Source organism: Flavobacterium sp. UW10123, assembly GCF_040538975.1.
Classification (GTDB): Bacteria; Bacteroidota; Bacteroidia; order Flavobacteriales; family Flavobacteriaceae; genus Flavobacterium.
The window spans coordinates 259,889-285,775 of sequence record NZ_JBEWQE010000001.1; the positions used below are offsets into that span (position 1 = coordinate 259,889).

The 25,887-nt window shown below is 33.9% G+C and carries 22 protein-coding genes and 1 pseudogene; 20 read left to right on the forward strand and 3 right to left on the reverse strand.

Going from position 1 to position 25,887, the window contains the following annotated elements:
- Position 1: 1 nt before the first annotated feature.
- Both ABXT06_RS01155 and ABXT06_RS01160 read left to right on the forward strand, forming a co-directional pair.
- Positions 2–1,552 carry a PepSY-associated TM helix domain-containing protein gene (locus tag ABXT06_RS01155; protein WP_354589109.1) on the forward strand — a complete coding sequence of 517 codons (1,551 nt, stop codon included), beginning with the start codon at positions 2–4 and terminating at the stop codon, positions 1,550–1,552.
- Positions 1,553–1,734: 182 nt separating this feature from the next.
- Positions 1,735–2,838: pseudogene (locus ABXT06_RS01160) on the forward strand (PepSY-associated TM helix domain-containing protein).
- A gap of 67 nt (positions 2,839–2,905) precedes the next feature.
- Here the strand turns inward: ABXT06_RS01160 and ABXT06_RS01165 are convergent.
- The 3 genes from ABXT06_RS01165 to ABXT06_RS01175 form a co-directional block, all read right to left on the reverse strand.
- Positions 2,906–3,253: a toxin-antitoxin system YwqK family antitoxin gene (locus tag ABXT06_RS01165; RefSeq protein WP_354589110.1), complete on the reverse strand. Its 348-nt coding sequence runs from the start codon at positions 3,251–3,253 to the stop codon at positions 2,906–2,908.
- Positions 3,254–3,463: 210 nt separating this feature from the next.
- Entirely contained in the window at positions 3,464–4,459 is a 996-nt protein-coding gene (locus ABXT06_RS01170; RefSeq protein ID WP_354589111.1) for a TlpA family protein disulfide reductase, read from the reverse strand.
- Positions 4,460–4,552: 93 nt separating this feature from the next.
- On the reverse strand, positions 4,553–5,548 hold the full coding sequence (locus ABXT06_RS01175; protein WP_274255024.1) for a TlpA family protein disulfide reductase: 996 nt from the start codon (positions 5,546–5,548) through the stop codon (positions 4,553–4,555).
- Positions 5,549–5,706: 158 nt separating this feature from the next.
- Between ABXT06_RS01175 and aspS the strand changes: the two genes are divergently transcribed.
- The 18 genes from aspS (at position 5,707) to ABXT06_RS01265 (ending at position 25,882) form a co-directional block, all read left to right on the forward strand.
- Complete coding sequence (aspS, locus tag ABXT06_RS01180; RefSeq protein WP_354589112.1) at positions 5,707–7,458, forward strand: aspartate--tRNA ligase; 1,752 nt, start codon at positions 5,707–5,709, stop codon at positions 7,456–7,458.
- Positions 7,459–7,765: 307 nt separating this feature from the next.
- On the forward strand, positions 7,766–7,960 hold the full coding sequence (locus tag ABXT06_RS01185) for a cold-shock protein (protein WP_007137066.1): 195 nt from the start codon (positions 7,766–7,768) through the stop codon (positions 7,958–7,960).
- Positions 7,961–8,204: 244 nt separating this feature from the next.
- Complete coding sequence (locus tag ABXT06_RS01190; protein ID WP_008466117.1) at positions 8,205–8,570, forward strand: NADH-quinone oxidoreductase subunit A; 366 nt, start codon at positions 8,205–8,207, stop codon at positions 8,568–8,570.
- Positions 8,571–8,719: 149 nt separating this feature from the next.
- The gene (locus tag ABXT06_RS01195; RefSeq protein ID WP_095929653.1) at positions 8,720–9,268 is read left to right on the forward strand and encodes an NADH-quinone oxidoreductase subunit B; all 549 of its coding nucleotides are present in this window, start codon (positions 8,720–8,722) and stop codon (positions 9,266–9,268) included.
- A gap of 1 nt (position 9,269) precedes the next feature.
- Complete coding sequence (locus ABXT06_RS01200) at positions 9,270–9,791, forward strand: NADH-quinone oxidoreductase subunit C (RefSeq protein ID WP_109191392.1); 522 nt, start codon at positions 9,270–9,272, stop codon at positions 9,789–9,791.
- Between the two features lie 21 nt (positions 9,792–9,812).
- Positions 9,813–11,051 (forward strand): NADH-quinone oxidoreductase subunit D, encoded by a 1,239-nt coding sequence (locus ABXT06_RS01205; RefSeq protein WP_223706963.1) that lies wholly within the window; start codon positions 9,813–9,815, stop codon positions 11,049–11,051.
- Between the two features lie 198 nt (positions 11,052–11,249).
- On the forward strand, positions 11,250–11,780 hold the full coding sequence (locus ABXT06_RS01210) for a complex I 24 kDa subunit family protein (protein ID WP_012023324.1): 531 nt from the start codon (positions 11,250–11,252) through the stop codon (positions 11,778–11,780).
- A 1-nt stretch (position 11,781) separates the two neighbouring features.
- Positions 11,782–13,152 carry an NADH-quinone oxidoreductase subunit NuoF gene (gene nuoF / locus ABXT06_RS01215; protein WP_179003261.1) on the forward strand — a complete coding sequence of 457 codons (1,371 nt, stop codon included), beginning with the start codon at positions 11,782–11,784 and terminating at the stop codon, positions 13,150–13,152.
- Positions 13,153–13,244: 92 nt separating this feature from the next.
- A complete protein-coding gene (locus ABXT06_RS01220; protein WP_354589113.1) occupies positions 13,245–14,273 on the forward strand; it encodes an NADH-quinone oxidoreductase subunit G in 1,029 nt (342 codons plus the stop codon).
- A gap of 6 nt (positions 14,274–14,279) precedes the next feature.
- The gene (gene nuoH / locus ABXT06_RS01225) at positions 14,280–15,332 is read left to right on the forward strand and encodes an NADH-quinone oxidoreductase subunit NuoH (RefSeq protein WP_354589114.1); all 1,053 of its coding nucleotides are present in this window, start codon (positions 14,280–14,282) and stop codon (positions 15,330–15,332) included.
- 87 nt (positions 15,333–15,419) lie between these two features.
- Positions 15,420–15,965, forward strand: a complete 546-nt coding sequence (locus ABXT06_RS01230) for a NuoI/complex I 23 kDa subunit family protein (protein ID WP_263523901.1) — start codon at positions 15,420–15,422, stop codon at positions 15,963–15,965.
- A complete protein-coding gene (locus tag ABXT06_RS01235) occupies positions 15,966–16,505 on the forward strand; it encodes an NADH-quinone oxidoreductase subunit J family protein (protein WP_111368846.1) in 540 nt (179 codons plus the stop codon). It begins immediately after the preceding gene.
- Entirely contained in the window at positions 16,505–16,825 is a 321-nt protein-coding gene (nuoK, locus tag ABXT06_RS01240; RefSeq protein WP_008466103.1) for an NADH-quinone oxidoreductase subunit NuoK, read from the forward strand. The genes ABXT06_RS01235 and nuoK overlap by 1 nt, the downstream gene beginning before the upstream one ends.
- Positions 16,826–16,831: 6 nt before the next feature.
- The gene (nuoL, locus tag ABXT06_RS01245; protein WP_354589115.1) at positions 16,832–18,715 is read left to right on the forward strand and encodes an NADH-quinone oxidoreductase subunit L; all 1,884 of its coding nucleotides are present in this window, start codon (positions 16,832–16,834) and stop codon (positions 18,713–18,715) included.
- A 10-nt stretch (positions 18,716–18,725) separates the two neighbouring features.
- Entirely contained in the window at positions 18,726–20,165 is a 1,440-nt protein-coding gene (locus ABXT06_RS01250; RefSeq protein WP_354589116.1) for a complex I subunit 4 family protein, read from the forward strand.
- 66 nt (positions 20,166–20,231) lie between these two features.
- Positions 20,232–21,623, forward strand: coding sequence for an NADH-quinone oxidoreductase subunit N (locus ABXT06_RS01255; RefSeq protein ID WP_286971461.1), 1,392 nt, complete (start codon positions 20,232–20,234; stop codon positions 21,621–21,623).
- Positions 21,624–21,783: 160 nt separating this feature from the next.
- On the forward strand, positions 21,784–22,554 hold the full coding sequence (locus ABXT06_RS01260) for a Bax inhibitor-1/YccA family protein (RefSeq protein ID WP_198854885.1): 771 nt from the start codon (positions 21,784–21,786) through the stop codon (positions 22,552–22,554).
- A 469-nt stretch (positions 22,555–23,023) separates the two neighbouring features.
- On the forward strand, positions 23,024–25,882 hold the full coding sequence (locus ABXT06_RS01265; RefSeq protein WP_354589117.1) for a pectate lyase family protein: 2,859 nt from the start codon (positions 23,024–23,026) through the stop codon (positions 25,880–25,882).
- Positions 25,883–25,887: the final 5 nt, after the last annotated feature.

Below are 25,887 nucleotides of genomic sequence, written 5' to 3' on the forward strand. Positions count from 1 at the left end.
TATGAATAACCGTCATTACAATATCTATTTTCACACGCATACTGTCAGCGGAATCGTTATCAGTGTAGTTCTTTTTGTAATTTTCTTCGCTGGATCATTTTCTTTTTTTAGAGATGAAATCATCAATTGGGAAAGAAGTGAATCTACAGCAATCACAAGAGAAATTCAATTAGATTATAATGATGCACTTCAGCATCTTGACAAAAAATATGTTTTACACGGAAGAAATCTTACCATTTCTAAACCGTCTGTAGAAAATAGAGTTGCTATATATATGGAAGGAACCAAAGATACACTGGCTCCAAAAAAACAGCAAGCTGGAGAGTTTTTTTATTTAGACAATAAAAACTACAAAGCCTATACGTATGAAGAATCCTATTCATTAGGTGAACTTTTATACCGTCTGCACTTTCTAGCACAAATTCCATATCCTGCAGGATATTATTTATCTGGATTTACAGCTTTGTTCTTTTTGTTCGCCATCATAACAGGAGTTTTATTGCACTGGAATAAAATTGTTTCCAACTTTTACATGTTCCGTCCGAAAGAAAAGTTAAAAACACTTTGGACAGATGCGCACACCGCTTTAGGAATGATTGGTTTGCCATTTCAGTTTGTATATGCGGTTACAGGAGCATTTTTTATGATTAAGCTTTTAATTGTAGCTCCAGCTGTAATGGCTCTTTACAAAGGAGATCAAGATAAATTATACAAGGAACTGGAATATACTGATCCTGATTATAAGTTTGAAAATAAAAAATTGGCAAATCCATTTGACATTAACGAACTGGTTGCCAAAACCAAAAAGAATTGGGCCGATTTTGAAATTACACGTGTTTTTATCCAAAATTACGGCGATACAAATATGCATGTTTTGGTTGAGGGCGAACTTTTAAGCCATAAAAAATTTACAGGAATCGGAAAAGTAGTTTACAGAGTTGCTGACGGAAAAGAAATTGCAAAAAAAGACCCTATTGCACAAACGAGCTATTTAGATATTGTAAAAAATGTTTTGTATAGAATACATTTTGGCGATTACGGCGGATATGCTTTAAAAATAGTAAGCTTCATTTTAGGAATTATAACTTGTTTTGTCATTATCTCTGGAGTTATGATTTGGCTTGTTGCCCGACAAAAAAACAATATGCCAGAAAAGAAAAGACGTTTCAATGCCGCTGTAGTTCGCATTTACTTGGCAATTTGTTTAAGCATGTATCCGATCACAGCTTTGGCTTTTATTGGAAGTAAAATTTTCTACCCTTTAAGTCAGTCTAATTTATATGCACTTTATTTTGGAGGTTGGTTATTACTTACAATCTTCTTTATCATTAAAAAGAATGATGCCTTCACCAACAAGTTCTGTCTAATTTCAGGAAGCATTTTGGGATTTTTGATTCCCGTTACAAACGGAATTGTCTCTGGAGATTGGTTCTGGACTTCATTTATGGAGAACAAATTTCAGATTTTCTTTATCGATGTTTTCTGGATTTTCCTTGCTGGAATTTCATTATACACTGCTTATCATTTAAAACTTAAAAGAGTCGTTTCTTAATAAGAACCGCATTTTTTTATATAATAGCACTATTTTTTTTAGTCCCACGATTCCGACAGCTATTGGATTGTGGGACTATTTTTTTATCAATAAAGACTCTTTTATCGCAGTTATTCATAAATTATTTCTAATCACTTGTCCCTTATAAATTTTGAGCATACTTTTACGCTTTTAATCAAAAAATGGGATTCAAGACCAAAATACGTTTTATACATAAATGGCTCGGATTAATTTCTGGGATTATCGTTTTTATAGTCTGTATTACGGGTTGCATTTTCTGTTTTCATGATGAAATAAAAGACATTACCAGAAAAGAATGGCGTTTGATTGAACCTCAAAACAAACCTTTTCTACCACCATCTCAGCTGCAAGAAAAAGCAAAAGAAGTTATCCCTAGAAACAAAGCTACCATGATCGCTTATTATGGAAAAGATAGGTCGGCGATTGTTTACACTTATTCAGATACAGGAAATCTCTACTTATATTTTAATCCGTATACTGGAAAATATCTAAAATCAGAAAATCCAGAAACCGATTTTTTCATTATTGTAGAATACATTCATCTATATCTTCTTCTGCCCGATTATATCGGAAAGCACATTATTGGCGGTGCAACCATTATTTTTATTCTTTTACTGATTTCGGGAATTATACAATGGTGGCCAAAACGAAAAAGTGACATCAAAAGAAGTTTCACCATCAAATGGTCGGCAAAATGGCGACGCGTCAATTATGACTGACATAATGCCACAGGTTTTTATATTTCTATAATAGCCTTAATTTTAGCCATAACCGGACTTACATTTACCTACGAATGGGTTGGCGACGGAATTTATAAATCTTTCAATTTTGGAGGAGACAAAGCCGCCGAAACAAAAACTCCAACAATCGATACAACCTCTTTCAAAGCAAATTTGGTTACAGCAATTGACAAAGCATTTATTCAAACTCAGAAATTGCAGCCACAAGCAGAAATGTTTTTTATAATGATTCCCCAGAAAAAAGGGGATATCGTCAGCACAGGCGCTTATCCACACACATTGCGTTACGATCAGCAGAGCAATTATTATTTTCATCCGTCAAGCGGAAAATTAATCCAAAGTCAGACTTTTGATAAAAAAAGCCTCGGACTGCAAGTTGTTGAAATGAATTACGGAATACATACAGGACAAGTTTTAGATCTTCCTGGAAAAATTCTAGCTTTTACCGTAAGCCTAATTGCTGCGGCACTACCAGTAAGTGGATTTATAATTTGGTTTGGAAGAAACAGAAAATCAAAAAAATAAAGGCATAAAAAAACCGTTCCGAAATATCGGAACGGTCTTTTTATGATTTTGGTTTCTGAAATTATAATTAATTTCTGTTTGCTAAAGCATCTTTCTGTAAATTTTTAACCGAACTTACTTTGTTATCTACATAAGCAACTTCGCTTAAAGTATTTTCATTAAAGAAAATCCATTTTCCAGTTTTAACTCCGTCTGCGTATTCTCCAACGGCTTTTTTATTTCCTTTTTCGTCATAAGATACCCAGACACCGTCTAATTTACCGTCTTTAAAAAAGCCTTCTTGCTGCACATTACCATTTTCGTAGTAATAGGTTGCTTTTACCTTGTTCCCAGCAGCTTCTAATTCAGGCTTTCCTTCTTGTGCAACTACAATTCCAGAGAACAATATTGCAGCTAAAATTACACTCTTTTTCATATCTTTAGGTATTAATGTTAAGAAATCTTTATCAAATATAGTTAATTGTTTACATTAAAAAAACTTTTACTTAACAATTTGGTAACATTGAATAAAAACTTAACATTGGAAAAATCTATTAAATAAAAAAACCAGCGCTGAGACACTGGTTTTACTGGTATTTTCGAAAAATTGAAACTTTACGATAACGTTGTAAATTTCGTAAATAAATTAGTTCAATAATGCACTAAGCTCTTTATCTAATTCCGGATCAGAAGGTCTTGATGCATCAGATTTCAGAATATTACCTTGCGGATCTATTAAAATGAATCTTGGAATTCCTGTTACACCGTAGTTAACAACAAACTCAGATTCCCAATCCTTATCTGCAAATAGCTGAACACCACCTAGTTTCTTATCGTTTACAAACTTTTTCCATTTTTCATTGTCTTTTGCTTTGTCAATAGAAATACTTACAAACTCTATATTTTTTCCGTGATATTTCTCCTCAATCTTTTGTAAATAAGGAATCTCAGCTCTACAAGGCGCGCACCATGTTGCCCAAAGATCAATGTAAACATATTTTCCTTTTAAATCAGAAAGTTTTGTTTTTCCTCCTTTAAAATTTTCGTAGTCAAAACCTGGAGATGCTTTTCCAACCATTTTATTTGCCTTAGAAACTCTTTCATATTCTTCGGCAGCATATTGATGAAAACTTTCAAAACTACGTTTTAGAGCTGTTTTAAATTCTGGAGCAAAATTTCCTTTTTCCAAACTCTCTGTATCGGTCTTTAATTTACCATCAAGCAAAGACGTAAATTCGCTTGATTCTTTAGTAAAAGCATCCTTCTGAAAGTTTTCATCTTTTAAAGCTTGTTGCGCCAAAAAATTACTTTCATCCACACCTTTACCTTTATACAGTATAGTTTCATCAAATTCTTTTGCATTCATAGTCAAATTGACTTCAGAATTTGGTTTTAAATATAGATTAGAAGATTCTGTCCCGTCAGAAAAAACATAAAATCCTTGAGGAGCATCAAAAGTTGCAACAAAAACCTCTTTTTTATCAATTGGAATTACTTGTCTGAAATTATCTCTTCCTTTAATCACTAAAGTATCGCTATTTCTATTGGCGATTTTAGCAGTGAACTTAATTGAATTTTTGCTTTGAGCAACAATATTCAAAGCATTAAAAAGCACTAAACCTGCAACAAAAAGTTTTTTCATAGGTATTATGATTAGTTTTTAGATGAATCAAAACTAAAGAAATTAAAGCTTCTGACTTTTAGAATTAACAAAATATTTAACACTACCTACCCCTTACTTTAACAAAGTCTCGAATTGTGACTGAAGTGATAGTGAAGCAGGCTCCCATGCATCAGTTTCCAAAATATAACCTTTGGGATCTACTAATACATACTCGGGCACTTCTTTTATACTACATTTTGTTATAAAATCAGATTTAAATCCTTTATCAGATAAAAGCTGAATTCCACTTAATTTCTTTTCTTCTATATATTTTTTCCATGAATCACGCTCGTACTGCTCATCTATTGAAACATTTACAAATACAACATTCTTGTCTTTATATTTTTCAGTAACTCCTCTAATATTATTAAACTCCTCCAAGTATTTATCATTCCAGAATGTCCAAAAAATGATATAAACATACTTTCCTCGAAAGTCTGATAATTTTGTTTTTCCTCCTTTATAATTTTCGTACTCAAATTCGCTGGCGCCTTTACTATTTAACTCACGCAATTTTGAGCCATCTTCATATTCTTTCGATAATTCATTATAAAATGCTTCCAACACATTTGTCATTGTGTCTTTAAAATCTGAATCATAATTTCCACTATTAATACTTTCTAAATCTGCTTTCTTTTCTTTTTCAACCAGCGATACAAACTCAGAACGCTCTTTCAGTAAAACTTCTTTTTTAAAATTTTCCTTTTTAAAAGTGTATTTTACTAAAAAGTTATTTTCATTTATCTCTTTTCCTTTATAAACAATGGTTTTGTCCACATCTTTTCCATCAAATGTTAGATCTATTTCAGCATTTGGCTTTAGATATAAGTGCAGATAATTATTCCCATCGAATAAATCATAAAATCCCTTCATTATTTTGAAATTAGCTTTAAAAGATCCTTTTTTATTAATTAAAATCACCTTTTTAAAATTATTGGCTCCAGTTATAACTAAACTGTCGCTATTTCTATTAGAAATATTTGCGGTAAATTCTACTTCGCCTTCAGTTTGACTGCAACTACTCAGAATGCTAAAAATCATTAAAGCTAAAACAAAGCATTTATTCATATCTATTAAATTTTGGTTTTTGATAAATTCAAATCTAAAAAAATAACGATTCAAATTTTAACATTTGACAAAATATTTAAAATTATACGCATCAAGTTTCCCTCTTTATTATATTATATTGAATTTTGTATTTACTTTTGCAATCTAAAATTTAGATCATGTATAGAAGTCATAATTGCGGCGAACTAAATGCCTCAAATATTAATACGGAAGTTACACTAGCGGGATGGGTACAAAAATCGCGCGATAAAGGATTTATGAACTGGGTTGACTTACGTGACCGTTACGGAATTACACAGCTTATTTTTGACGAAAGCCGTACCGATAAAACTGTTTTTGAATTGGCAAAAACTTTGGGAAGAGAATTTGTAATTCAGGTAAAAGGAACTGTTATTGAGCGTGAAGCTAAAAACAAAAATATTCCAACTGGTGAAATCGAAATTTTAGTCTCTGAATTAACTATCTTAAACACTGCTTTAACTCCTCCATTTACAATTGAAGATGAAACTGACGGCGGAGAAGACATCAGAATGAAATACCGTTATTTGGATATCAGAAGAAATCCAGTAAAAAATAGTTTATTGTTCCGTCATAAAGTAGCGATGGAAGTTCGTAAATATCTTTCTGATTTAGATTTCTGCGAAGTTGAAACGCCTTATTTAATCAAATCGACTCCAGAAGGAGCGAGAGATTTTGTGGTTCCAAGCCGTATGAACGAAGGGCAGTTTTATGCATTGCCTCAATCTCCACAAACTTTCAAACAACTTTTGATGGTAGGTGGAATGGATAAATATTTCCAAATCGTGAAATGTTTCCGTGACGAAGATCTACGCGCAGACCGTCAGCCTGAGTTTACTCAGATTGACTGCGAAATGGCATTTGTTGAACAAGAAGATATTTTAAATGTTTTCGAAGGTTTGACAAGACACTTATTAAAAGAAATTAAAGGTATAGAAGTAGATAAATTCCCAAGAATTACCTACGACTATGCTATGAAAACATACGGAAATGACAAACCAGACATTCGTTTCGGGATGAAGTTTGGAGAATTGAACGAATTTGCACAGCACAAAGAATTCCCAGTTTTTAATTCGGCTGAATTAGTTGTGGGAATTGCAGTTCCTGGAGCAGGAAATTATACTCGTAAAGAAATCGACGGGTTAATTGACTGGGTTAAACGCCCACAAGTTGGAGCATCTGGGATGGTTTACGTAAAATGCAACGAAGATGGAACATTTAAGTCATCTGTAGATAAATTCTACGACAATGATGATTTAGCAAAATGGGCAAAAGCTACAGAAGCAAATCCGGGAGATATGATTTTTGTACTTTCTGGTCCAGCAAATAAAACACGTGCACAACTTTCTGCACTTCGTATGGAATTAGCAACTCGTTTAGGATTACGCAATCCAGAAGAATTTGCTCCATTATGGGTTGTAGATTTCCCATTATTGGAACTTGATGAAGAAAGCGGTCGTTACCATGCAATGCACCATCCATTTACTTCTCCAAAACCAGAAGACATGGCCTTGTTAGAAACAGAACCAGGAAAAGTTCGTGCAAATGCTTACGATATGGTTTTAAACGGAAACGAAATTGGAGGTGGATCTATTCGTATTCACGATAAAGCCACACAACAATTAATGTTCAAATATTTAGGATTTACCGAAGAAGAAGCAAAAGCGCAATTTGGATTCTTAATGGATGCCTTCCAGTTTGGAGCACCTCCACATGGTGGTTTAGCTTTTGGTTTGGATAGATTAGTTGCTATTTTAGGAGGTCAGGAAACGATTAGAGATTTTATTGCATTCCCTAAAAACAATTCAGGACGCGATGTAATGATCGATGCCCCTGCTTCAATTGATGATGCACAATTAAAAGAGCTTAGAATTAAAGTCGATATTGCTTAATTGCAGTAAATTAGTCATAAAAAATAGAAAAGCCGCTGAAAATTCAGCGGCTTTTCTGCTTTAATGAATTGTTAAGAAAAATCCTAAGCGCTATTTTTTTGAATTATTATATTCTTACAATTGAAACATTTTCATATTCCTACAATTAATGATTCGTAAATTAAGGTATTCCATAAGCAAATTGATGCAATAAAGCGCGTAAAAACACTGTAAATCAATAATTTTTACAAAAAATTAACACGTATATGTCTTTTGTATGATTTTATATATTACATTTGTTTTATTATAAATTATTATTACAATTACAATGCGTACAGGTACAGTAAAATTTTTCAATGAATCTAAAGGTTATGGATTCATTACAGACGAAGAAACAGGAAAGGACATCTTCGTTCACGCTTCAGGAATTAACGCGGAAGAATTACGCGAAGGTGACCGTGTAAGCTATGAAGAAGAAGAAGGAAGAAAAGGGAAAGTTGCTGCTAAAGTAGCAGTAATCTAAGAAAAATATAGCAATTTATTTTTTTTGCCTCTGAATGGTCTAAGAAGACGTCCCGAATACTTCGGGACGTTTTTTTTTTGCCCTTTTCTTAAAAAAATATTAAAATAACGCAATGTTATTTATAATGAATAAAAATTAGACATAAACACTGTTTCGCACCCTACTTAAATCTTGTTTTAACTTGTGTTTTACAGACTTCCAAGTTATCTTTGTGGCTCATTTTTTAAGTATAAAATCTAAGTTTATGCAATCTGATCAATACAGTTACATCCCTATTTTAATGCAGTTTATTTTAGCTGTTGGTTTTGTGGTAGGAACAATCATTATTTCTGGCAAATTAGGACCAAAAAGATCCTCTGAAGTTAAAGATCAAAACTTCGAATGCGGTATCGAATCTGTTGGTAACGCTCGTATTCCTTTTTCTGTAAAATACTTCTTAGTTGCCATTTTGTTTGTATTGTTCGATGTAGAGGTGATCTTCCTTTATCCATGGGCAGTAAACTTCAAAGACTTAGGAATTGAAGGAATGTTAAAAATGTTAGTTTTCATGTCTTTGCTTTTGGTTGGTTTCTTTTATATCATCAAAAAGAAAGCATTAGAGTGGGAATAATGATTTTAGATTTTAGATCTGAGATTTTAGATTTATCTAATATTGAGATTTAAAATTTGAATTCAAATTTAAAGTACTGATTTAAAAAATTGATTTTACTTTGACGATTGCAAAAAATCTAAAATCTAAAATCAGAAATCTAAAATAAAATGAGCGATTCAAAAGTAAATATGGTTGCGCCGCCAGAAGGAGTTACTGGTGAAGGTTTCTTCGCTACAAAACTTAGTGATGTTGTTGGTTTAGCAAGAGCCAACTCATTATGGCCGCTTCCTTTCGCGACTTCATGCTGTGGTATCGAATTCATGGCAACAATGGCATCTCACTATGATTTAGCTCGATTTGGTTCTGAGCGTGTGAGTTTCTCGCCTAGACAAGCCGATATGTTATTAGTAATGGGAACTATTTCTAAAAAAATGGCCCCAATTTTAAGACAAGTATATGAGCAAATGGCTGAACCTAGATGGGTAATTGCCGTTGGAGCATGTGCTTCTTCAGGAGGAGTATTTGACACTTATTCTGTTCTTCAGGGAATTGACAAAGTAATTCCTGTTGACGTTTACGTTCCTGGATGCCCACCAAGACCTGAACAAATTGTTGATGGAGTAATGAGACTTCAAGACCTGGTAAAAAGCGAATCTGTACGAAGAAGAAGCTCACCAGAATACCAAGAATTATTAGCTTCATATAATATCTCATAAAATGGCTTTAGAAAACACCCTGATCCAAGATAAACTTACTGAAACATTTAATAACGATGTTTTCAATTTTCAGCAAGAAAGAGATATTTTTTCTTTAGAAGCTTCAGCTGATAAAATTACACCATTGATTCTGTTCCTTAAAAACGATCCAGAATTAAAATTTCATTTCTTAACTGACTTATGCGGTATCCATTATCCTGATAATGAAAGCGAACGTCAGTTTGCAGTTGTTTATCATTTACACAACTGGTATGAAAACAAAAGATTAAAAATCAAAGTTTTCTTGAACGGTGAAAAACCAGAAATTAAATCGGTTTCAAATATTTTCTTAAGTTCAAACTGGATGGAAAGAGAAACTTTCGATTTCTACGGGATTAACTTTATTGGACATCCTCAGTTGAAACGTATTTTGAATATGGACGAAATGGTATCTCATCCGATGCGAAAAGAATTCCCAATGGAAGACAGCGGAAGAACCGACAAAGACGATAGATTCTTTGGAAGAACAACAACAAATTGCTAAAAAATAATTCAACATTATAAAATGTCAGAACTATTATTACCACCAGAGCATCGATATGCTAAAATAATTAAGGAGAGACTAAACGATGACGGAAGTGAACTTTCTGTACTGAATTTAGGTCCTACACACCCTGCAACACACGGTATTTTTCAAAATATCTTGTTGATGGATGGTGAAAAAATTCTTGAGGCTGAGCCAACCATTGGTTACATCCACAGAGCATTCGAAAAAATTGCCGAAAATCGTCCTTTTTATCAAATTACACCTCTTACAGACCGTATGAACTATTGTTCCTCTCCTATCAATAATATGGGATGGTGGATGACAGTTGAAAAACTATTAGGTATTGAAGTTCCTAAAAGAGCTCAATATTTAAGAGTTATCGTTATGGAGCTGGCTCGTATTACAGACCACATTATCTGTAATGGTATCTTAGGTGTTGATACTGGTGCGTATACTGGTTTCTTATACGTTTTTCAATTTAGAGAAAAAATCTACGAAATCTACGAAGAAATTTGTGGAGCTCGTTTGACTACAAATATGGGAAGAATAGGTGGTTTTGAAAGAGACTGGTCTCCAGAAGTTTTCAAAAAACTAGATAAATTCCTAGAAGAATTCCCACCAGTTTGGGAAGAATTTCAAAACTTATTCGAGAGAAATAGAATTTTCCTTGATAGAACTGTAAACGTTGGTGGTATTACTGCTGAAAAAGCAATGGCTTACGGATTTACAGGTCCAAACTTACGTGCTGCCGGAGTTGATTACGACGTACGTGTAGCACAACCTTATTCATCTTACGAAGATTTCGATTTTATTGTTCCTGTTGGAAAATCAGGAGATACTTACGATCGTTTCTGTGTTCGTAATGCTGAAGTTTGGGAAAGTTTAAGCATTATTCGTCAGGCGTTAGAAAAAATGCCTCCAGGTAACGAATACCATGCTGAAGTTCCAGATTACTACCTTCCTCCAAAAGAAGATGTTTACACTTCTATGGAATCTTTAATTTATCACTTTAAGATTGTAATGGGAGAAGTTCCTGTACCAGTTGCAGAAATCTATCACCCTGTAGAAGGAGGAAATGGAGAACTTGGTTTTTATTTAGTAACAGACGGAAGTAGAACTCCATATAGATTACATTTCAGAAGACCTTGCTTTATTTATTATCAAGCATTCCCAGAAATGATTAAAGGTGCCATGCTTTCTGATGCAATTATCATTCTTTCAAGTTTGAACGTAATTGCTGGAGAATTAGACGCCTAAAAGATTGTAGATTTAAGAATTTAGATTTTAGATTGCTGATTGAGAATGCAGATTTTAGAATTTAGATTTAAAATTATAATTAGGGATTGAAAAATTCAGATTGAAGAATCTAAAACTTAAACAATGATTGAAGAATCATAGATTATAGATCAAGATTAAAAAAATCTAAAATCTAAAATCTAAAATCTAAAATTAAAAATGGAACGTAAACATTACAAACAAGAAATAAACATGACTGAGGCATTGATCGCTCGCATCAATGAATTAATCAGTCATTATCCTGAGGGCAAACAAAAATCGGCTTTATTGCCTGTTTTGCACGAAGTTCAGGATGCACATAACAACTGGCTTAGTATTGAATTGCAAGATAAAGTTGCTGAAATTCTTCAGATAAAACCAATTGAGGTTTATGAAGTAGTTACTTTCTATACGATGTTCAACCAGAAGCCAATTGGTAAGTACATGTTTGAATTCTGCCAGACTTCTTGTTGTTGTTTAAGAGGTGCCGAAGATTTGATGGATTATACTTCTGAAAAACTAGGCATTAAAATGGGTGAAACAACTCCAGACGGAATGTTCACTATTGCTGGTGTAGAATGTTTAGGTGCTTGCGGATACGCTCCAATGATGCAATTGGGAGATTTCTACAAAGAAAAACTAACAGAAGAGAAAATCGATCAGATCATTGCTGATTGTAGAGATGATAAAATAATATTACACGATAAATAAGATGTCACAAAAAATATTATTAGATAAAATCAATATTCCTGGAATTAAAACCTACGAAGTATATCGCCAAAATGGTGGTTACGCTTCTGTAGAAAAAGCTTTAAAAACATTAACTCCAGACGAAGTAACTGAGGAAGTAAAAAAATCAGGATTACGTGGTCGTGGTGGTGCAGGTTTCCCTGCCGGAATGAAATGGAGCTTTATTGACAAAAAATCAGGAAGACCAAGACACTTAGTTTGTAATGCCGACGAATCGGAGCCTGGAACATTCAAAGATAGATTCTTGATGGAATATATTCCTCACTTATTGATCGAAGGAATGATTACTTCTAGCTACGCTTTGGGCGCTAACCTATCATATATCTACATCCGTGGAGAATACATGTGGGTTTTCAAAATTTTAGAAAGAGCAATCGCCGAAGCAAAAGCTGCGGGTTGGTTAGGAAAAAATATATTAGGAACAGGTTATGATCTTGAACTTCACGTACACTGTGGAGCTGGAGCATATATCTGCGGAGAAGAAACAGCATTGATCGAATCATTGGAAGGTAAAAGAGGAAATCCTCGTATTAAACCACCTTTCCCAGCAGTTTCTGGTCTTTGGGCAAATCCAACTGTGGTAAACAATGTTGAAACAATTGCGACTGTGCCTTGGATTGTAAACAATTCTGGTGATGATTATGCTAAAATTGGAATTGGACGCTCTACTGGAACTAAATTAATTTCTGCTTCAGGACACATTAAAAATCCTGGTGTTTACGAAATTGAATTAGGTTTAAGTGTTGACGAATTCATGAATTCTGATGAATATTTAGGAGGAATGTCTTCAAGCAGACCTTTGAAAGCATTTGTACCGGGAGGTTCTTCTGTGCCAATCTTACCAGCTGAATTGATTTTCAAAACAGCAAATGGTGAAGATCGTTTAATGACTTACGAATCTTTAAGTGATGGTGGTTTTGCTACCGGATCGATGTTAGGTTCTGGAGGATTTATTGTTTACAATGATACTGCTTGTGTCGTAAGAAACACTTGGAACTTTGCTCGTTTCTACCACCACGAATCTTGCGGACAATGTACGCCATGTCGTGAAGGAACAGGTTGGTTAGAAAAAATCTTATGGAGAATCGAAAACGGTCAAGGCCGTGAAGAAGATATCGAATTATTGTGGAGCATTCAAAGTAAAATTGAAGGAAACACAATTTGTCCACTTGGTGACGCCGCTTCTTGGCCAGTAGCTGCAGCAATTCGTCACTTTAGAGATGAGTTCGAATATCACGTTCGTTTCCCAGAAAAAATTAAAAATAGAGATCACTTTGTCGCTGAGCCTTTTTCTCAGGTAAAACATTTAGTTGGCGGTAAAGTAATCGTATAAAAATATATAGCAGAAAGTTAAAAAGTTAACAATATTAAAAGGACAGCAACTCTTTTGAATATTCCGACTTTCAACATTCAAATCAATAAGAGATGAAAGTAACCATAGACGGTCAAAGTATAGACGTAGAACCAGGAACAACGATCCTGCAGGCTGCACGTATGATTGGTGGAGATTTAGTTCCGCCAGCCATGTGCTATTACTCAAAATTAAAAGGCAGCGGCGGAAAATGTCGTTGTTGTTTAGTTGAAGTTTCTAAAGGTAGTGAAGCTGATCCAAGACCAATGCCAAAATTAATGGCATCTTGTGTAACAGGATGTATGGACGGAATGGAAGTAAACAGTAAATCTTCTGCCAGAGTTACCGAAGCGCGTAAATCTGTAACAGAATTTCTATTAATCAATCACCCATTAGACTGTCCAATTTGTGATCAGGCGGGAGAATGTGATCTTCAAAATTTAAGTTTTGAGCACGGAAACCCAAAATCACGCTATATTGAAGAGAAAAGAACATTTGAACCAGAAGATATCGGTCCAAATATTCAACTGCATATGAACCGTTGTATCTTATGCCAAAGATGTGTACAAGTTGCAGATCAATTGACAGACAACAGAGTTCACGGAGTATTAGATCGTGGTGACCACGCTAATATTTCAACTGGTATTTCTAAAGCTATCGACAATGAATTCTCTGGAAACATGATCGACGTTTGTCCAGTTGGAGCTTTAACAGATAAAACTTTCCGTTTTAAATCAAGAGTTTGGTTTAACAAACCTTACAACGCACACAGAGAATGTACTACTCCAGGATGTTGCGGTAAAACTACAGTTTGGATGTTTGGTGGAGAAATTCAGCGTGTAACTGGTCGTAAAGACGAGTACCATGAAGTAGAAGAATTCATCTGCAACAGCTGTCGTTTTGATCATAAAAATGTTGATGATTGGGTTATTGAAGGACCAAGAGAATTTGAAAAAGATTCTGTTATCAACCAAAATAACTATACTCAAAAATTAGAGAAAGTTACCATCGATACTGAAAAGAACATTCTTTTAGGTAGAGATATCGACCGTAAAAAAATTAGTATGGCAGCAATTCCATTAACTGATAAAGATCAAAAATAATAAGAAATGGAAAGTGCATTTATTATAGAAAAAAGTGTTGTTATTGTTGTCGTTTTTGCGGTAACAATGATTATGGCGATGTATTCTACTTGGGCAGAACGTAAAGTTGCTGCTTTCTTGCAAGATCGTGTTGGGCCAAACCGTGCGGGATGGGGAGGATTATTACAACCACTTGCGGACGGTATGAAATTATTCTCTAAAGAAGAATTTTTCCCAAACACACCAAATAAATTTTTATTCGTTGTAGGACCGGCAATTGCAATGAGTACTGCTTTAATGACTAGTGCTGTGATTCCGTGGGGAGATCGTTTGCATCTTTTCGGAAGAGACATTATTCTTCAAGCTACAGACGTAAATATTGCTTTATTATACATTTTTGGAGTGCTTTCTGTTGGAGTTTACGGTATCATGATTGGTGGATGGGCTTCTAACAACAAATTCTCTTTAATGGGGGCTATCCGTGCTGCTTCTCAAATGGTTTCTTACGAGATTGCAATGGGATTATCAATAATCGCTTTATTGATGATGACAGGAACAATGAGTTTAAAAGAAATTTCATTACAGCAGCAAGGAATGAACTGGAATGTTTTTTATCAGCCATTATCATTCTTAATTTTCTTAATCTGTTCATTTGCAGAAACAAACAGAACCCCTTTCGATTTAGCTGAATGTGAAAACGAATTAATTGGAGGTTACCATACAGAATATTCTTCGATGAAAATGGGATTCTATCTATTTGCTGAATATGCAAGTATGTTTATCTCTTCTACTATTATTTCTGTATTATTCTTTGGTGGATACAATTACCCAGGAATGCAATGGATGGTAGAAAATGTAGGTATAAATACAGCTAACTTATTAGGAATTGGAGCATTATTTATAAAAATATGTTTCTTCATTTTCTTCTATATGTGGGTACGTTGGACAATTCCAAGATTTAGATATGACCAATTAATGCACTTAGGTTGGAGAATATTAATTCCACTTTCGATCGTTAATATCATGATTACAGGTATTGTAATATTAAGACACGAAATTGCAGCAGCTTTAGGATTCTAAGAACCACAAAAAGCTTCAAATAAAAAACAAAATAGATTTTGAATTTGATTGATTTCAAATTGTAAATCATAAACTATAATAGTAAAAATGTCAATAGAAACTATATCATTATCGGGTAGAAAAAAGGTGGTGTCAAATAAAGACATGTCTTTTGTTGAACGATTGTATCTTGTGGCGATTGTAAAAGGTTTGATTATAACTGTAAAACACCTTTTTAGAAAAAAAGTTACCATTCATTACCCAGAACAGGTTCGTGAAATGAGTCCAGTTTATCGTGGTCAGCACATGCTAAAACGTGATGAGCAAGGCCGTGAAAACTGTACTGCTTGTGGATTATGTGCTTTATCATGCCCTGCAGAAGCGATTACGATGAAAGCTGCAGAACGTAAGCCTGATGAAAAACACTTATATAGAGAAGAGAAATATGCAGAAATCTACGAAATCAATATGCTTCGTTGTATCTTCTGTGGTTTATGTGAAGAAGCTTGTCCAAAAGACGCTATTTACTTAACAGAATCTAAAGTATTGGTTCCTGCTAACTACAATAGAGAAGATTTCATTTTCGGGAAAGATAAATTAGTAATGCCTTTAGAAATGGCTTTGAAAAACGCTCAACTTAAAAACGCTAACTAAATGATACATATTCCTGATTTTGCACACGCAACAACTATTCAAGTTATCTTTTGCTTTTTAGCGTTTATTACCGTTATTACTGCTTTCTTGACTATTTTCAGCAGAAACCCGATTCATAGTGCCATTTACTTGGTAATTTGTTTCTTTTCTATTGCTGGTCATTATTTACTATTAAATTCTCAGTTCTTAGCTGTTGTTCATATAATAGTCTACTCCGGAGCTATTATGATCCTGTTCCTGTTTACCATCATGTTGATGAACTTGAACGAACAGCGAGAAGTTCACCGTCCTAGAATTACACGTTTAGGTGCTATTGTTTCTTTCTGTTTAATATTGATTGTTTTGATTACAATCTTTATCAACTCGAAACCAATTGTCGGTGAATACGATTCTACTGGAGAAGATTTCCAATCAATTAAAGTTTTAGGTAAAATTTTATTGGACGAATATATGGTTCCTTTCGAATTTGCTTCAATCTTACTTTTGGTTGCTATGATTGGAACAGTTCTATTGTCTAAAAAAGAAAAATTAAATAAATAATGGGTAATATATTAAATCAAATAGGTATTGAAAACTACATCTTTTTAAGTGTTGTACTTTTCTGTATTGGTATTTTTGGTGTATTGTACAGACGAAATGCTATTATCGTTTTCATGTCTATCGAAATTATGTTGAATGCGGTAAACCTTTTATTTGTTGCTTTTTCAACTTATCATCAAGATGCACAAGGACAAGTTTTTGTGTTCTTCTCGATGGCGGTTGCTGCAGCCGAAGTTGCGGTAGGATTGGCCATTTTAGTTTCTATCTTTAGAAATATCGGATCAATCAGTATCGATAATTTAAAAAATTTAAAAGGATAATCAGAAATGGATACCAATTTAGCTTTAATTTTAGTTTTAACTCCTTTACTAGGATTTCTAGTAAATGTCTTTTTTGGAAAAAGCTTAGGCAAAACAGTTTCTGGTGCAATCGGAACTATTGCTGTAGCAATTTCTTTTGTAGTTTCTCTTTTACTTTTTAATCAAATAACTTCAACTGGAAAAGGAATCGAAGTTACTTTATTTGATTGGATTCAAATTAGCAACTTAAAAATCAACCTTGGATTTTTATTAGATCAATTATCTGTTCTTTGGTTACTTTTTGTAACGGGAATCGGATCTTTGATTCACTTATACTCTATCAGTTACATGCACGATGATGAAAATATGCATAAGTTTTTTGCGTATTTAAATCTATTCGTATTCTTCATGATTACACTTGTAATAGGAAGCAATTTATTAGTTCTTTTCATTGGATGGGAAGGTGTTGGACTTTGTTCTTACCTATTAATTGGATTCTGGCATAAAAACCAGGATTACAATGATGCTGCGAAAAAAGCTTTCATCATGAACAGAATTGGAGATTTAGGTTTATTAATCGGAATGTTCATCATTGGATCAATGTTTTCAACATTAGATTATGCAACTTTAAAAACTGCAATTGCTGGAGCTTCAAACTTAAATTTACCTTTACTTTCTTTAGCTGCTTTATGCTTGTTTATTGGAGCTTGCGGTAAATCTGCTCAAATTCCGTTATACACTTGGTTACCCGATGCGATGGCTGGACCAACTCCAGTTTCTGCTTTAATCCACGCGGCTACAATGGTAACTGCTGGTATCTTTATGGTAACAAGATTAAACTTTGTTTTTGACCTTGCAACAGATGTTCAATCTGTAATTGCAATTATTGGAGCAATCACTTCATTAGTTGCAGCTACAATTGGATTAGTTCAAAATGACATCAAAAAAGTATTGGCTTACTCTACAGTTTCTCAATTAGGTTTAATGTTTTTAGCATTAGGATTTGGAGCTTATGAAGTAGCGGTTTTCCACGTAATCACTCACGCTTTCTTTAAAGCTTGTTTATTCTTAGGATCTGGATCTGTAATTCACGGATTACACGGAGAACAAGATATGCGTAACATGGGAGGTTTGCGTAAAGCAATGCCAATCACTTTCTGGACAATGTTGATTTCTTCATTAGCAATTTCAGGAGTTCCATTCTTCTCTGGATTCTTCTCTAAAGACGAAATTTTATTGACTGCATTCCACCACAGTATTCCATTATACGTTGTTGGATCTGTTGCTTCAATCATGACGGCTTTTTATATGTTCCGTTTAATGTTCTTGACTTTCTTCAAAGAATTTAGAGGAACAGAAGAGCAAAAACACCATTTACACGAAAGTGGTTCATTAATTACTATTCCGCTTATCATCTTAGCTATTTTAGCGACTTTTGGTGGATTAATCAGTTTACCTGGAAACAGCTGGTTAAATGGTTACCTTGCTCCTCTTTTCACAAAAGTGGCAGGCGAAGAGCATCATTTAGGCACAACAGAATACACTTTAATGGGTGTTGCAGTTTTAGGCGGATTACTAGGAATTTTAATTGCTTACGTTAAATACTTTAAACAAGATAATGTTCCAGAATTTGATGAAAACATTACTGGTTTAAGTAAAGTGTTATACAACAAATACTATGTAGACGAAGTTTACGACGCTGTATTTGTAGCACCAGTAAATAGTTTATCTAAATTCTTTAGAGATTATATCGAGACAGGATTGTCTGCTCTTGTTTTTGGATTAGGTAAAATAGCAAACGAAATTGCTTTCCAAGGAAAAAAATTACAAACCGGAAGTATAGGATTATATCTATTTGTATTTGTTTTAGGACTTTGTGCAATTGTTTCCTATATATTTTTAGCTCAATAATATTATTACTATGAACGTTTCTACTATATTAATTATACTTTTAATTGGTGCATTTGCCACTTACTTTTCTGGTGACAAACTAGCTTCGAAAGTTGCTTTACTTTTTAGTTTAGCCGCTTTAGGATGTTCAATTGTATTATTGAATAATTATAACGCAGGTGAAAATATCAGCGTAATCAACAGCTGGATTAATCAGCCAAAAATTTCTTTCGCTTTAAACGGTGACGGACTTGGGCTAGCGATGGTTTTATTAACTGCAGCTTTAACTCCGATAATCATATTTTCTTCTTTCGGAAATGAATATAAAAATGCAAAAGGATTTTATGCTTTGATCTTATTCATGGCTTTTGCTATGACTGGAACTTTCTTAGCTTCTGATGGTCTTTTATATTACATTTTCTGGGAATTAGCTCTTATTCCAATCTACTTTATTGCTTTGATCTGGGGTAACGGAGATGCTGAAGAGCGTAGAAAAGCAGTGGTTAAATTCTTTATTTACACGCTTGCTGGTTCGTTATTTATGTTAACTGCTTTCATTTATTTATACCAAAAAGCAGGTTCTTTCTTAATCGAAGATTTATACAAAGTAAACTTATCTGCTTGTGAGCAATTCTGGATTTTCTTGGCTTTCTTTTTAGCTTATGCTATCAAAATTCCAATTATTCCTTTCCATACTTGGCAAGCAAATGTATACCAAAAAGCACCAACCGTTGGAACAATGCTTTTATCTGGTATCATGCTAAAAATGGGATTGTATAGTGTACTTCGTTGGCAATTGCCAATTGCGCCAATCGCTGCAAAAGAATACATGTATATATTTATAGCTTTAGGAATTGCTGGTGTTATCTACGGATCAATCGTTGCATTAAGACAAAAAGATTTAAAGAAATTATTGGCTTATTCTTCTCTTGCTCACGTTGGATTAATTGCTGCAGGATCTTACACTTTAACTCTAGATGGTTTTAGAGGTGCAGTTATGCAAATGATCGCTCACGGTTTTGTTGTAGTTGGATTATTCTTCGCTGCTGAAGTAATTTTCAGAAGGTACGAAACTAGAGAAATTGAAGAAATGGGTGGTATTCGTACTCAGTCTCCAAAATTCACATCAATGTTTTTAATCTTAGTATTAGCTTCTGTTGCATTACCAAGTACATTTAACTTTGTTGGAGAGTTTACAGTATTATACAGTTTATCTCAAATTAATATCTGGTTTGCTATTCTTGGTGGAACTACTATTATTTTAGGAGCTTACTATATGTTAAGAATGTTCCAGCATGTAATGTTAGGAGAAACAAATTCTAAAACATTTGCTGATGTAACACTTAACGAAGGAATTTCATTTGTTGTAATCATTGCTGTTTTATTATTCTTCGGATTCTATCCAAAACCAATCACAGATTTGATTACACCAAGCTTGGAAACCATTTTACAAGTTATCAATAAGAACTAATATTTTAAACAAAAAATAAATTAGGATTACACTTAAAAATTGGAATCCTAAATCAAAAAGATAAAAATGAATACATTAATAGCTATAACAGGATTGGGTATTTTCTGCCTATTGTTTGAAATTCTTAATTTAAGAAAGGCCATTGTTCCTATTACCATTTTGGGTTTAATAGGTGTGTTGGCTCTTAATTACTGTGAATTTGGAACAGAACAAAGTTATTACAACAATATGATAGCAGTGAGCAAGTTTTCTACAGCTTTTTCATCATTGTTTATCGTTTTGACTATATTCCTTGTAGCATTAAGTCATAATTTTTACCACAATCACCCAACGAAAATTTCAGATTATGTGGCTATTAAAATTTTCTTATTAGCTGGTGCTGTAGCAATGGTTTCTTTTGGAAATTTAGCAATGTTCTTTTTAGGAATTGAAATCTTATCTATTGCTTTATATGTACTTGCTGCAAGCGATCGTTTAAATATCAAAAGCAATGAGGCTGGTATGAAATATTTCTTAATGGGTTCTTTCGCTTCAGGAATTATCTTATTCGGAATCTGTTTGATTTACGGTGCAATGGGAAGTTTTGACATTAGTGATATTCACGAAAGTGCACTTTCTGCAGAGTTACCAATATGGTTTCCAATTGGAATGATTTTAATGGTTGTTGGAATGTTATTTAAAGTAGCGGCAGTTCCTTTTCACTTCTGGGCTCCAGACGTTTACGAAGGTTCTCCTGCTTTAACTACAGCTTTAATGAGTACTTTAGCAAAAGTAGTCGCAATTGCAACTCTATTCAAGTTGGTTTCTGGTATGAACTTAATTGCTTCATTAGACAACCAAGACCTTCTACATACATTTGAAGTTATCGTAGTTATTATTTCTATTGCGTCTATGTCTGTTGGTAATATTATGGCATTAAGACAAGTAAACGTAAAACGTATGCTTGCTTTCTCTGGAATCTCTCACGCAGGTTTCATGTTAATGACATTATTAACTGTTTCAGCTTCTGCTGGAGTTTTATTATACTACACTGCTGCTTATGCATTAGCTGGTATAGCTGCTTTTAGTGTAATTTTATATGTTTGTAGAGATCATGACAATGAAGATATTACAAATTTCCACGGTTTAGGAAAAACAAATCCGCTATTGGCTGCAGTTCTTACAGCTTCATTATTATCAATGGCCGGAATTCCTATTTTCTCTGGATTTTTTGCTAAGTTATTTTTATTCAACCAAACTATTCAAGCAGGATACATTGGTTTAGTAATTGTTGCTGTAATTAACTCTATCATAAGTGTTGGATACTATTTCAAACTAATCATTGCAATGTATTCTAAAGAACCAAATCAAGAAAGAACAGGAAGACCATTCCTTATTTATGCTACAGCCGTAGTGTCAATTGTTTTAAATATTGCTTTAGGTTTATTTCCATCATTAGTTTTAGACTTATTGAAATAAAATTATTTCTTTAAAAAATACTCAAAAATCCATTAAATCAGTTTAATGGATTTTTTTTATGCCTTAAATTAAGAACAGAAATTCATGTTAAAAATTTCTTCTAGACAATTGCACTTCAAAAAATCTCCATATATTTGAGTTCAATTAAATGTATTAAATTATGAACTTTAATTCAAAAAATCCATTTTTAAACAGTAAGCGTTTTTCGTCTAATGCTGAACCAAGAACAGAAGTACACCACGCTCAGATTATTGATTACAATCAAGAAATGACGGTGTCTGGAACAATCAACAAAACAGCAATCCTATTCCTAATCTTATGCGGAGCTGCTATGGTGACATGGTGGATGACTTTTAACGGAATAAACCCAATGCTTCCTACAATTGGAGGTGCAATTGTTGGTTTCATTTTAGTATTAGTTTCTTCATTCAAACCACAATTATCTCCTTACCTAGCTCCAGGATATGCATTATTTGAAGGATTATTCATAGGAGGTATTTCTGCAATATTTGAATTAAAATTTCCTGGAATCGTAATCAATGCAGTTGGTGCAACTCTTGTTACTTTCTTGGTTTGTTTAGGTTTATATAAATTTAGAATCGTAAAAGTTACAGAACAATTCAAATCTGTTGTTGTTGCTGCAACATTGGCTATTGCCACTTATTATTTAATTTCTTGGGTTGTATCAATGTTTACAAGCTGGACACCTGTTCATTACGGAAATTCTATGATGAGTATTGGTATTAGTGTTTTTGTTATCATCATAGCTGCTCTTAACCTTTTCTTAGATTTTGATTTAATTGAAAAAGGTGCAAGAGAAAAAATGCCAAAATTTATGGAATGGTATGGAGCAATGGGATTGATGATTACATTAGTTTGGTTGTATATTGAATTCTTAAGACTTTTATCAAAACTTTCTAGCAAAGACTAAATAAGTCTCTTTTAAATAATCTAAAGCCTTTTTGAGTAAAATCAGAAAGGCTTTTTTATTTCAATCAATTAATTTTTCTGGTTATAAATGTCAAAACTTCTAAGAATAATCTGCTATTCAAAACACGAAAAGAATCTATTTCCTACAAAAAATTAAAATGTAATTTATGTAATAAAAAAAAATGCAGTCCCTTTCTATTTTTTTTGTTTAACGTTTGAAATTAAAAAAAGCGAGAAAAATACGGCTTTCCGTACTCGATAAGTGATGTGTAATAAATTACAATCAATGCAATTTATTACATTTTTATTATTTTAAAAGCTACATTTTTTAAGTATATTCTTTTTTTTAGCTAAAAAATTATACTATTTAAAATTAATATATAATTTTGTGTAATCGATTACAATTAAACCACTTGGAATCGAAAGTAAAACCACTTACTTTTTTTTATTAACTATCTTAAACAAACCTTATGAAAAAAAACCTACTTTTCGTGGCTGTCTTTCTTATGACAGTTCAACTATGGTCCCAAACCATTCAAACTAACGAAGCTTCAGGCTGGTTAGAGTCAGCTTTTGTAAAATGGCAACCAGTCAGCGGTGCCCAGACCTACAATGTGTATTACACAGGTAACGGATTTACAGATCAAAAAATAGACGACCAGCTTATTAGAAGTTATGGCTCTTATTTTCGTGCTGACATTCCAGGACTTAAAGCCGGAACTTACACCGTTAAAGTAAAACCTGTTGTAAATGGCACCGAAGGATCTGGAGCAACAACTGGAAGTTTAACCGTAACAGCACACGACAGAAACGGATTCGCATTTGAAGGCGGTCGTGTTCCTGGTGGATACAAAGCAGACGGAACTCCTAAAGACAATGCTGTAATTCTTTACATCACCCAAAACACCAAAAACACGATTTCGATGAATATTACTGGAGCTAGCGCAAATCCTTGCATTGGTCTTCAAAATATTCTTTATGCCATTAAAAAAGGAAAAGACACGCGTCCGTTCATTATTCGTTTAATCGGAAATATTACAGATATGACTGTTATGGAAGGTGGCGACGTAGTTATTGAAAACGCAAACAACGCTTCAAGCTATGTTACTATTGAAGGTGTTGGTGACGATGCCGTAGCAAATGGATGGGGAGTTAGATTAAAATCGGCTTCAAACATAGAAGTAAGCAACCTTGGATTTATGAACTGTAATAGTACTGCCGGTGATAACGTAGGAATGCAGCAGGATAATGATCACGTTTGGGTTCACAACTGTGATTTATTCTACGGAAATGCAGGAAGTGATGCCGACCAAATAAAAGGTGACGGAGCATTAGACAATAAAACTTCTACATACATCACACTATCTTATAACCACTTTTGGGATAATGGAAAAGCGAGTCTTTTAGGTTTAAGTGAAGGAACAACTTCAGGATTATACATCACGTATCACCATAACTGGTTTGATCACTCCGATTCTCGTCATCCTCGTGTACGTTATTATTCAGCACATATTTACAACAACTATTATGATGGAGTTTCTAAATATGGTGCAGGATCAACTATGGGATCTTCGCTTTTTGTTGAAGGCAATTATTTCAGAAATAGCAAGCACCCAATGCTAACTTCTCTTCAAGGTTCTGACATTTGGGACGAAGCCAATCAAGTGAATAATGCAGGAACAATGGGAACGTTCTCTGGTGAAGCTGGAGGAAGCATTAAAGCTTTCAACAATACTTTTGACGCTTCTAACGGAACAAATAATATGCGTTTTGTAGCGTATAACGATCCTAATCCTTTATATAATATCTCTGGAAAAATTAGCTCTACAACAGATTTTGATGCTTATGTAGCTGCAACAAGAGGAGAAGTGGTAAGCAGTGCTGTAAAATCTAAATCGGGTGCTAACACGTACAACAATTTTGATACTGACGCTAATTTATATGTAAAAAATTTAGTAATCGATACGCCTGCTGCTGCAAAAACTAAAACTACTCAATATGCAGGACGTGTTTCTGGAGGAGATTTAAAATGGACATTTAATAATGCTACTGACGATACTTCTTCTTTGGTTATTACAGCATTAAAAACAGCTCTTACAAATTACACTGGAAATTTGGTCGCTGTACAAGGTGAAGGAAATCCTCCTTCTGGATCGCAAACTTTAACTTTGACTTCCGCTTCAAACAACAATCAAACAGTTGTAAGCGGAACAGCTATTTCTTCAATCGTGTTTACATGGGGAGCAGATGCAACTGACGCAACTGTAACTGGACTACCAGCTTCTGGATTGACTTTTGTAAAAAACACAACAGCAAAAACTATAACTATTTCTGGTACACCAACTGCGACAGTTTCGTACTCAATTGCAACTTCTGGAACTAGTGGTTCCCCAGCTACTGGTTCTGGAACTGTAACAGTAACTCCAGCTGGAACACAAATATTAACTTCATCTGGCAATAACAGCCAAACTGTTTCTTCTGGAACTGCTATTGCTTCTATTGTATTTACTTGGGGCGGAAATGCTACAGACGCTTCTGTAACAGGATTACCTGCTTCTGGATTGTCTTTTGTAAAAAATACTAGCGCAAAAACAATAACTATTACTGGAACTCCAACTGCAAATGTGTCTTACTCTGTAACAACTTCTGGTACTGCGGGGACTCCTGTAACGGCATCAGGAACCATAACGGTTACAACGGGTTCAACAGGTGGATCTGAACTACATAATTTTACAACTTCTGGAAAAACGAGTACATTCTATTCTATTACAGGAAATATGAATTCTACTCCAGCTTCTGTAACATACAACGGATTGACATTGACTGAGCGTTTAAAAATAGAATCAAGCACATCAATAACATACACTACGACTAGTGCATCTACATTGACTTTGGTTTTCGATTCAAGTTTTGCGGGTACAATCAAAGTTGATAACGTTTCGTACACAGCATCTGCAGGTATCGTAACAGCTTCAATTGCTGCTGGTTCTCATACTATAACTAAAGGATCTGTTGCCAACTTATTCTACATCAGCACGGTTTACAGCGGAAGCACTTCAAGAATGGCTGTTACAACTGAAACTGCTGCAAAAGAAAGCACAGAAACTTCACAAATAATCTTATATCCGAATCCAGTTTCAAGCACTTTATACTTATCAGACCCAGAACAGAAAGTACAAAAAGTACTTATCTACAACATTTCTGGAAATCTAGTGATCAATTCTGGAAATTCTCAAAGCATTGACACAAGTAGCTTAATTCCTGGAACTTATCTTGCAAAAATTTACACTGTCGATGGGTCATTTAATCAAACATTAATTAAAAAATAAAGACT

Coding starts and splice junctions, on each gene's coding strand:
- ABXT06_RS01205 (WP_223706963.1), top strand. CDS start 9,813: ATGTCAGAACTATTATTACCACCAGAGCATCGATATGCTAAAATAATT.
- ABXT06_RS01220 (WP_354589113.1), top strand. CDS start 13,245: ATGAAAGTAACCATAGACGGTCAAAGTATAGACGTAGAACCAGGAACA.
- ABXT06_RS01210 (WP_012023324.1), top strand. CDS start 11,250: ATGGAACGTAAACATTACAAACAAGAAATAAACATGACTGAGGCATTG.
- nuoF (WP_179003261.1), top strand. CDS start 11,782: ATGTCACAAAAAATATTATTAGATAAAATCAATATTCCTGGAATTAAA.
- aspS (WP_354589112.1), top strand. CDS start 5,707: ATGTATAGAAGTCATAATTGCGGCGAACTAAATGCCTCAAATATTAAT.
- nuoK (WP_008466103.1), top strand. CDS start 16,505: ATGGGTAATATATTAAATCAAATAGGTATTGAAAACTACATCTTTTTA.
- ABXT06_RS01175 (WP_274255024.1), bottom strand. CDS start 5,548: ATGAATAAATGCTTTGTTTTAGCTTTAATGATTTTTAGCATTCTGAGT.
- ABXT06_RS01165 (WP_354589110.1), bottom strand. CDS start 3,253: ATGAAAAAGAGTGTAATTTTAGCTGCAATATTGTTCTCTGGAATTGTA.
- ABXT06_RS01195 (WP_095929653.1), top strand. CDS start 8,720: ATGAGCGATTCAAAAGTAAATATGGTTGCGCCGCCAGAAGGAGTTACT.
- ABXT06_RS01200 (WP_109191392.1), top strand. CDS start 9,270: ATGGCTTTAGAAAACACCCTGATCCAAGATAAACTTACTGAAACATTT.
- nuoL (WP_354589115.1), top strand. CDS start 16,832: ATGGATACCAATTTAGCTTTAATTTTAGTTTTAACTCCTTTACTAGGA.
- ABXT06_RS01235 (WP_111368846.1), top strand. CDS start 15,966: ATGATACATATTCCTGATTTTGCACACGCAACAACTATTCAAGTTATC.
- ABXT06_RS01230 (WP_263523901.1), top strand. CDS start 15,420: ATGTCAATAGAAACTATATCATTATCGGGTAGAAAAAAGGTGGTGTCA.
- ABXT06_RS01185 (WP_007137066.1), top strand. CDS start 7,766: ATGCGTACAGGTACAGTAAAATTTTTCAATGAATCTAAAGGTTATGGA.
- ABXT06_RS01155 (WP_354589109.1), top strand. CDS start 2: ATGAATAACCGTCATTACAATATCTATTTTCACACGCATACTGTCAGC.
- ABXT06_RS01260 (WP_198854885.1), top strand. CDS start 21,784: ATGAACTTTAATTCAAAAAATCCATTTTTAAACAGTAAGCGTTTTTCG.
- ABXT06_RS01255 (WP_286971461.1), top strand. CDS start 20,232: ATGAATACATTAATAGCTATAACAGGATTGGGTATTTTCTGCCTATTG.
- ABXT06_RS01190 (WP_008466117.1), top strand. CDS start 8,205: ATGCAATCTGATCAATACAGTTACATCCCTATTTTAATGCAGTTTATT.
- nuoH (WP_354589114.1), top strand. CDS start 14,280: ATGGAAAGTGCATTTATTATAGAAAAAAGTGTTGTTATTGTTGTCGTT.
- ABXT06_RS01250 (WP_354589116.1), top strand. CDS start 18,726: ATGAACGTTTCTACTATATTAATTATACTTTTAATTGGTGCATTTGCC.
- ABXT06_RS01265 (WP_354589117.1), top strand. CDS start 23,024: ATGAAAAAAAACCTACTTTTCGTGGCTGTCTTTCTTATGACAGTTCAA.
- ABXT06_RS01170 (WP_354589111.1), bottom strand. CDS start 4,459: ATGAAAAAACTTTTTGTTGCAGGTTTAGTGCTTTTTAATGCTTTGAAT.